At 62.2% G+C, this 1,670-nt stretch carries 1 protein-coding gene; it reads left to right on the top strand.

The window, feature by feature from the left end:
• Positions 1 to 1,670, top strand: a 1,670-nt coding sequence (locus tag ACFWXH_RS31270) for a condensation domain-containing protein (RefSeq protein ID WP_379125317.1), incomplete at both ends; no start/stop codon positions are given.

Genomic DNA, 1,670 nt, shown 5'->3' with positions numbered 1-1,670 from the left:
TGAAGCGCCGGTCGGCGAGATCGAGACGATGCTGGCCGGCCTGTGGAGCGAGTTGCTGGGCGTCGAACGCATCGGGCGCCGCGACAGCTTCTTCATCCTCGGAGGCCATTCGCTGCTGGCGGTGCGGCTGATCAGCCGCATCGGTCGGGAGTTCGGGATCGAGTTCAGACTGGCGCAGCTTTTTGCCCGGCCAGTCCTGGCCGAGATGGCCGAGGCGATATCCGACCTTGTCGGGAGTTCGGGTCGCCAGGTGCTGCCGTCGATCAGGCCTGTCGATCGCGCGGGCGTGTTGCCGCTCTCGTTTTCGCAGCAGCGCCTGTGGTTCCTCGCCCAGTTGGATGGGGTGAGCGCGAGCTATCACATTCCATTGGCGCTTCAGTTGCGCGGCCCTCTCCATCGCGAGGCCCTTGGCCGCAGCCTGGACAGGTTGTGGGCTCGTCACGAGGGGCTGCGGAGCGTGTTTGTCGCGCAGGGCGGCGAGCCGCATGTCGAGCTTCTGGATGCGGATGCCGGCTTTGGACTGGTCGAGTACGATCTTCGGGGCGAGGATCACGCTCGGGAGCGCCAGGAAGAGATCTGCCGCAAGGAGGCGGATACGCCTTTTGACCTCGAGTGTGGCCCGCTGGTTCGCGGCAGTCTGATCCGACTGGGGGATGAGGAGCATGTCCTTGTCCTGACCCATCATCACATTGTTTCGGATGGTTGGTCGATTGAGGTCTTTCTGCGCGAACTGGGGCTGTTGTACGGGGCGTTCATGCACGGGCGAGAGGACCCGTTGCCAGCGCTGGATGTGCAATATCCCGACTATGCCGTCTGGCAGCGTGAATGGCTTTCGGGCGAACGTCAGGCGTCGCAGGCGACATACTGGAGTTCCGAGTTCGCTGACGCGCCGGTCTTGCTGGCATTGCCGACGGATCGCCCACGTCCACCACAACAATCACCGGCAGGCGCGCATGTCGGCATCCGGCTCGATGGCGAACTGACGCGCGAACTGAAGGCATTGAGCCTCCGGCACGGAACGACCTTGTTCATGACGGTTCTGGCGGCGTGGGCAGGTGTCCTGTCGCGGCTTTCGGGCCAGGATGACGTTGTCATAGGCACGCCCGTTGCAAACCGCGGTCGTACGGAGACGGAGGGCCTGATCGGCTTCTTCGTGAACACGCTGGCGCTGCGGATCGATCTTTCCGGATCGCCCGAAGTTGGGACGCTTCTGTCGCGGGTTCGTTCGAAGGTTGTTTCGGGCCAGGACCATCAGGACCTTCCATTCGAGCAGGTTGTCGAGATCGTCCAGCCTGCCCGTCGCCTGGATCACACTCCCTTGTTCCAGGTGATGTTCTCCTGGCAGAACGAAGATGCCATTGCGTCGGCAATGCTTGATGATCTTGCAGTGCGGCCGGTCGATACGGCCTATGAGGTCGCGAAGTTCGATCTCGATCTTGCTCTGAGTGAAGCTGGCGACGAGATCGTCGGCAGTCTCGGCTATGCGACAGCATTGTTCGATGCATCGACGATTGAACGTCATGCTGGCTATCTGGAAGCAATGCTGCGCGGTTTTGTTGCGGATGCGGCATGCATGGTCGGCCGGATTGACTTGCTTGGACCGCAGGAGCGCCGGCTTCTTCTCGAGGAATGGAATGACACTGCGGCAGCCTTTGCGGAGGACGCCTGCA

The sequence above is a fragment of the Mesorhizobium sp. NPDC059054 genome, from assembly GCF_042739215.1.
Lineage (GTDB): Bacteria > Pseudomonadota > Alphaproteobacteria > Rhizobiales > Rhizobiaceae > Mesorhizobium.
The sequence above is the reverse complement of the archived record's forward strand: the minus strand, read 5'-3'. Positions and strand labels throughout refer to the sequence as shown.